7 protein-coding genes are annotated in these 5657 nt (G+C 47.9%); all 7 read left to right on the forward strand.

Annotation, left to right across the window (positions count from 1 at the left end):
• The first annotated feature begins 383 nt into the window (after positions 1–383).
• The 7 genes from surE (at position 384) to Q0546_RS03390 (ending at position 5384) form a co-directional block, all read left to right on the forward strand.
• Positions 384–1166 carry a 5'/3'-nucleotidase SurE gene (surE, locus tag Q0546_RS03360; protein ID WP_298790523.1) on the forward strand — a complete coding sequence of 261 codons (783 nt, stop codon included), beginning with the start codon at positions 384–386 and terminating at the stop codon, positions 1164–1166.
• Positions 1163–1828, forward strand: a complete 666-nt coding sequence (locus Q0546_RS03365; RefSeq protein ID WP_298790524.1) for a tRNA threonylcarbamoyladenosine dehydratase — start codon at positions 1163–1165, stop codon at positions 1826–1828. Before surE ends, Q0546_RS03365 begins: the two co-directional genes overlap by 4 nt.
• An 81-nt stretch (positions 1829–1909) precedes the next feature.
• Positions 1910–2575, forward strand: coding sequence for a molybdenum cofactor guanylyltransferase (locus Q0546_RS03370; RefSeq protein ID WP_298790526.1), 666 nt, complete (start codon positions 1910–1912; stop codon positions 2573–2575).
• A complete protein-coding gene (locus tag Q0546_RS03375) occupies positions 2572–3666 on the forward strand; it encodes a phospholipase A (RefSeq protein WP_298790528.1) in 1095 nt (364 codons plus the stop codon). The genes Q0546_RS03370 and Q0546_RS03375 overlap by 4 nt, the downstream gene beginning before the upstream one ends.
• Positions 3667–3910: 244 nt before the next feature.
• Positions 3911–4498 (forward strand): hypothetical protein, encoded by a 588-nt coding sequence (locus Q0546_RS03380; RefSeq protein ID WP_298790530.1) that lies wholly within the window; start codon positions 3911–3913, stop codon positions 4496–4498.
• 93 nt (positions 4499–4591) lie between these two features.
• A complete protein-coding gene (locus tag Q0546_RS03385; RefSeq protein WP_298790533.1) occupies positions 4592–4777 on the forward strand; it encodes a hypothetical protein in 186 nt (61 codons plus the stop codon).
• A gap of 19 nt (positions 4778–4796) precedes the next feature.
• Positions 4797–5384 carry an SMI1/KNR4 family protein gene (locus Q0546_RS03390; RefSeq protein WP_298790535.1) on the forward strand — a complete coding sequence of 196 codons (588 nt, stop codon included), beginning with the start codon at positions 4797–4799 and terminating at the stop codon, positions 5382–5384.
• The last annotated feature ends 273 nt before the right edge of the window (positions 5385–5657 follow it).

Consider the following 5657-nt stretch of genomic DNA (forward strand, 5'->3'; position numbering starts at 1 on the left):
TCTAACCTCCATTATAAATTTAAATAAAACTTAACTTTATTTATAAGCCGGTATTTTATTATTAGTTCGCTTAAATTCTCATTTATTTTCCTAATATAATTAAAATTAAATCTAAAGCTTATTTTTATACTGCGTAAATATAACAGTAGTTGTTATCAATTTATTATGATTAATTTCAATCTATTTCGGTATTATATAATATAATATATTTACTATCTTAAATTTGAATAAAATTTAAAAACTAAAATACAAAGTAAACAATATCCAACATAGGCCAAAACTTTAAATTTAAATAATAAAAGCTGTGCTAAAATCATTTCTTTAAAAATTTGAAAGCTATGGGCTCGTCAAATTTGCGTTAATCGTGATAAAAAGGAATAAATTTGAAAGAAATTTTAATTACAAATGACGACGGATTCGAGGCTAGCGGCCTGCACGCTTTAGCTAGCGCACTGAGGGAGCTACCCGATACGCGCGTTACGATCGTAGCGCCTAGTACCGAAAAATCAGCCTGCGCGCACTCTCTTACGCTCACTAGACCTCTTCGCTTTATCAAGCTTGACGACGATTTTTACAAACTCGACGACGCCACGCCCGCAGACTGCGTCTATCTCGCGCTTCATGCGCTTTACAAAAAACTACCCGACCTCGTAATCAGCGGCATAAACCACGGCGCCAATGTGGGCGAGGACATCACCTACTCGGGTACGTGCGGAGCGGCTATGGAGGGCGTTTTGCAGGGCGTGCCAAGCATCGCGTTTTCGCAGTTTTATAAAAACGATAGTATCGAAAAACTCGGTTTTTTGCTCGCGCAGCAAGCCGTCAAATTTATCGTTCCGCGCGTACTAAACGGCGAAATTTCCCTACCGCCGCGCCAGTTTTTAAACGTAAATATCCCCGCCGTCTCCGCCCGCGAATTTAGAGGCTACCGCATAGTTCCGGCCGGCAGACGCGGCTACGCCACGCACGCGATGCTCCACCGCAACCCGCGCGGCGTCGAGTACTACTGGCTCGGACAGCCGTCAAATTTAGACTACGAGCAAAACGGCGAGTCCGATATCAGCGTACTTAGCGAGAGTTTTGCCTCGCTCACTCCGATCATGCTTGATATGACCGCGCACGCGAGCTTGCAGGGCCTAAAAAACGCGCTAAAGGATCAAATTTGAGCGAGGAAATTTTGGATCAAAACGACCGATTTACGAGGTCTCGCTGGCTGTTTGGCGATGATTTTAAAAAACTTCAAAACGCAAACGTCCTAATCTGCGGTGTTGGCGGCGTGGGCGGCATCTGCGCGGACGCGCTAGCTCGCGCGGGCGTGGGTAAAATCACCGTCATCGACAAAGATATTTTTGATATAACCAATCAAAACCGTCAAATTTACAGCGAGGCGGTCGGTGCCGTTAAGGTCGGAGAATTTGCCGCAAGATACGAGTGCGTAACGGCGCTGCAAGAGCTAATGACGCCCGAGTTTATCGCAAATTTTGATTTCTCGCCCTTTGATCTCGTGATCGACGCTATCGACGACGTACCCGCCAAAATCGCGCTCGCGCTAAAAACGCACGAAAAGCTTATCAGCTCGATGGGCGGCGCAAAACGCATCGATCCGACGCAGATCAAGGTCGCCTCCGTCTGGCAAACCTGCAACGATCCGTTTGCTAAAAAAATACGCACCGAGCTTAAAAAAGCAGGCTTTAAAGGCAAATTTGACGTCGTGTTTTCGACCGAGTTGCCAAGATGCGTGAAACTGGGCAGCTTCATGGGCGTAACGGCGTGTTTTGGGCTAAATTTAGCGGCTTTAGCGGTTAGAAAAATCATCAGCGATAAATAATTTTAATTAGTCTGGGCGAGTTTAACCGCTCGCTTAAAACAAATTTATGCTATTATACCGCACTTAAATTTAAGGAAAAAAATGAAAACATGCGTTATCCTTGCCGGCGGCAAAAGCTCGCGAATGGGCCGCGATAAAACGCTGCTGCCTTTTGGCGGATTTGCGACGCTCACGCACTACGGAGCGCATAAATTCGGGCGGATTTTCGATCGCGTATTCGTTAGCTCTAAATTTGACAAATTCGACCCACCACTACCGCTCATCAAAGACGCCAGTCCGAAAGAATTCTCGCGGTCAAATTTGACCGAGGCGAGCGACAAAGATGGCACAGAGGCAAACTCCGCTCAAATTTGCTCGCAAGATACGTCAAATTTGAGCCCGGACGCCTTTTCTCCGATGCTAGCTCTTTACAGTATCCTTAGAAATTTCCCAAAAGAAAGCGTCTTTATCATACCGGCCGACATGCCGTTTGTTAGCGAAGAGTGCGTGCGCGAACTATATAAATTTGCCAGCGAATACGACATGGTCATCGCTGCGGACGAGTCGCATACGCACTCGCTTTGCGGGTTTTTTAGCGGGGATTTAGCAAACGCCGCGGGCGAGCTTTTTGTCACGGGCGAGCACAAGATCGGGCTTTTGCGCGACCGCTGCCGCTGCAAGATCGTAAAATTAGCGCGCGAAGACGAGTTTTTTAACATCAACTATCAGGCAGATTACGAACAAGCCTTAAAAGAAGGAAAAATATGAAAAAAATTATCGTTTTATCGGCGATTTTGTTAAATTTAGCCATAGCCGCCCAGGCGGAAACGGCGGAGCAAAATTTACCCGCCCAGTCCGAGAATGTGGCTGAAAATTTGACCGAACCGACCGCTAAAGACGAAGCCAAGCGCCTCTATGAAGCCGCCGCAAAGCTTGAGCATGAAGGCGACAAAACAAGAGCCCTTCAGCTTTATAAACTAGCGGCTAAAAAGGCGATATTTACGGATGAGGACGGCGAAACGGCTGCGATGGAGCGCTCCGTGATCGCGCCCTCAGATAGCGTAGCGGACGCGCCCGTGGAGGAGCAAAAGATCGTCTCCAAAGAGCGCCCGAAAGCTAAATTTGAAAGCGGCGAAGCATACAACGTGGATGAAATTTTGGGCCTAAAAATGCACCACCTAAACTACCTCCTGCCCGCAACTTACGCGTTTAACGACGTTGAAGGTAGGCGTAGATTTGAGACTGCTTTTCAAATCAGCTTGCAAAAGCCGCTTTTTTACGACGTATTTGACATGAACGAAACGATCTCGGCGGGCTACTCGCAAAGCTCGTGGTGGCAGACGGCTAAATCCTCTACGCCGTTTCGCGAGACCAACTATCGACCTGAGATTTTCGTGACCGTCCCGATGAGATTTGAGGCGCTGCCGAGCCTTGACTACCTACGCGCGGGGCTTTTGCACGAGAGTAACGGCCAGGGCGGCGAGAAGTCGCGCTCATGGAACCGCGTCTATCTCGAGGCCAAACTTTACGCCGGTAGCCTAGTCGTGATCCCGCGAGCGTGGGCGCGCATACCAGAGAGCAAGGGTAGCGACGACAATCCCGACATCGAAAAATACATCGGCAATATGGATATAAATTTCGCCATACCTTACCGTGGCCACGTTTTTACGGCAATGGTGCGCAACAACCTGCATTTTGACAAAACAAACCGCGGCGCGGGCGAGCTTGGTTGGCTGTTTCCGTTTGGCAAGAGCGGCGTTTACGGCTACGTGAAGTACTTCACGGGATACGGCGAGAGCCTCATCGACTACAACCGCCACACCGATAAAGTCGGTATCGGCTTTGCGATTTTGAAATAAAAGGCTAGCGCGCTCAGGCAGCGGCGACAAGGTAAAATCGCGGTAAAACGACCCAAAGCGATAAGTCAAATTTGTCCGAGTTAGTGAGCTGGGCAAAATTGACGAGCGGGCAGTGTGCATAGCAAAGCATAAGAGTAAATTTTAAAAATTTCAAACGCGGCGCGATCCTTTAAATTTACGCAAAGTCGTCGCAAAAGTCGTCGCCGCAATGCAAGCTCGAAATTTGTTAGCCACAAGGAGATAGATGAAAAATTTATTAAAGCTTTTTATTGTTTTGACCTACGCGGCCTCGCTGCAAGCAGGCGGCAACTACGCGCCCGAGAAGCAAAACGACGAGCAGCAAATCGCAACCTATGAGATATTTTTTAAATACGACCTGCGCAACGGCGAAAAAGACGAAAACGGCAAAATACGCAACAGGCTCTACATCACCCGGCTAGATGCGAGCCGCACGCAGCTAAATCGCTACGTCATCGACGAGGCAGACGAGAAGTACAAGCGCAAGATCCCGGACGACCCATCCACAAAGCTAAAAATCTCGTTCGTCGTCCGCAAAAACGAGCGCTGGGTGCTAGTCTACTCAAAAGAGCACCGAGACGCGCCTGCATTCACGGCCGAGAGATGTCTGTGGAGCGGACTAGAAAGGGAGCTACTAGAACTTTTTGATGCGGGCGAGGCGCTAAAACTGTACCGAAAAACCAAACGCTTCGACGCAAATTTGGGATTTTTTACCGAAAATAACATAGCCGAATACCGCAAAGACGGCAAACCGTCATATAAAGAATTCATTAGCGTCCGAACGGGCAAAAAAGAAACGACTTTTGAAAAATAAGGCGACAGCGGACGCCTAAATAGCCGCACATACCAGACAGGCGGCGACCCGCTGCTTTTTGAGTTTTTCTACCCGAGCGGCAAGCTAAAAAGCGTGATAGACCAGCGTCTATCGCTCGGCAAGCCGCTAAACGAAGCGGTTAAAATACAAAAAGAATTTAACGAAAAAGGCGAGCTCGTAAAAGAGGTCGTAACCGACGCAAAAGCGGGCGCGGCGACTACGAAATTTTACGGCGAAAACGGCGAAATCATAAAAACCGAAACAAAAAATCTCAGGTAAATCAGATGCGGACAAAGACATGTTTTTAGAGATAGACCAAATCGCTCGCGAGCTAGACGAGATCTACCTGCCTCTGGAGCAAGAGGGTATAACGGGCATGAGACTGTCGCCGCAATGCGACTCTAGCGCGTGCATACAGGCGCTAGAAAAAGCGCAAGAAACTCTCGGCGTCAAATTTCCGCTTGAGCTTTCGCGGCTAGTTTGTAAATTTGACTTCGACGAATTTGAGGTTTGCAACGTACGCTTCGGCACCGGCGGCGACTACGCTAGCGAGCTAGTGCGGCTAAACGGCACCGACGAATACCGCGGCAAGTGGTGGCCAGGCGAGGCGCGTCCTGCGAATTTGATAGTTTTTGCCGTCGGCGATCCGTGGATATTTCTGATTGATTGCGCGGACGGCGCGATTTATGCGTGGCTACTCGGGGACGAAGAGCTTTGCGGCAGATGCGTTGCGGGCGATTTTGAGAGATTTTTTAGAGCGCTTGGAAGCATCGATATCACGCGACTAAACAAAAAGGCTGTGCCAAGCGCAGAAGAAATAGCTAAATTCGTCCAGGCCGGCGATGATAATGCAATTGAGTTTTGGCGAGAAATAGCGGAAATTTGATAAATTTATACTGTAACGCTAGGATTTTACGCTAGCTTTGGCGGTAAATTTGCCTGATTTCAAAACTCTAAATTTGGCGACGTTTGCCGTCAAATTTTAATCCCAAATTTACAAATTTCACCCGTAAACCGGGTCAAATTTATATTATTTTTTGCATTCGGGTGCTAAATTTGAGCTCAAATTTGTCGTAAATTCGGCTCTAAAAATCAACAAAAGGCAAAAAATGATAACCGCAAAGGCTCTTTACGCATCAGCTCGCCTTAGATCGCTGCC

It is taken from the genome of uncultured Campylobacter sp. (assembly GCF_937997465.1).
Lineage (GTDB): Bacteria > Campylobacterota > Campylobacteria > Campylobacterales > Campylobacteraceae > Campylobacter_A.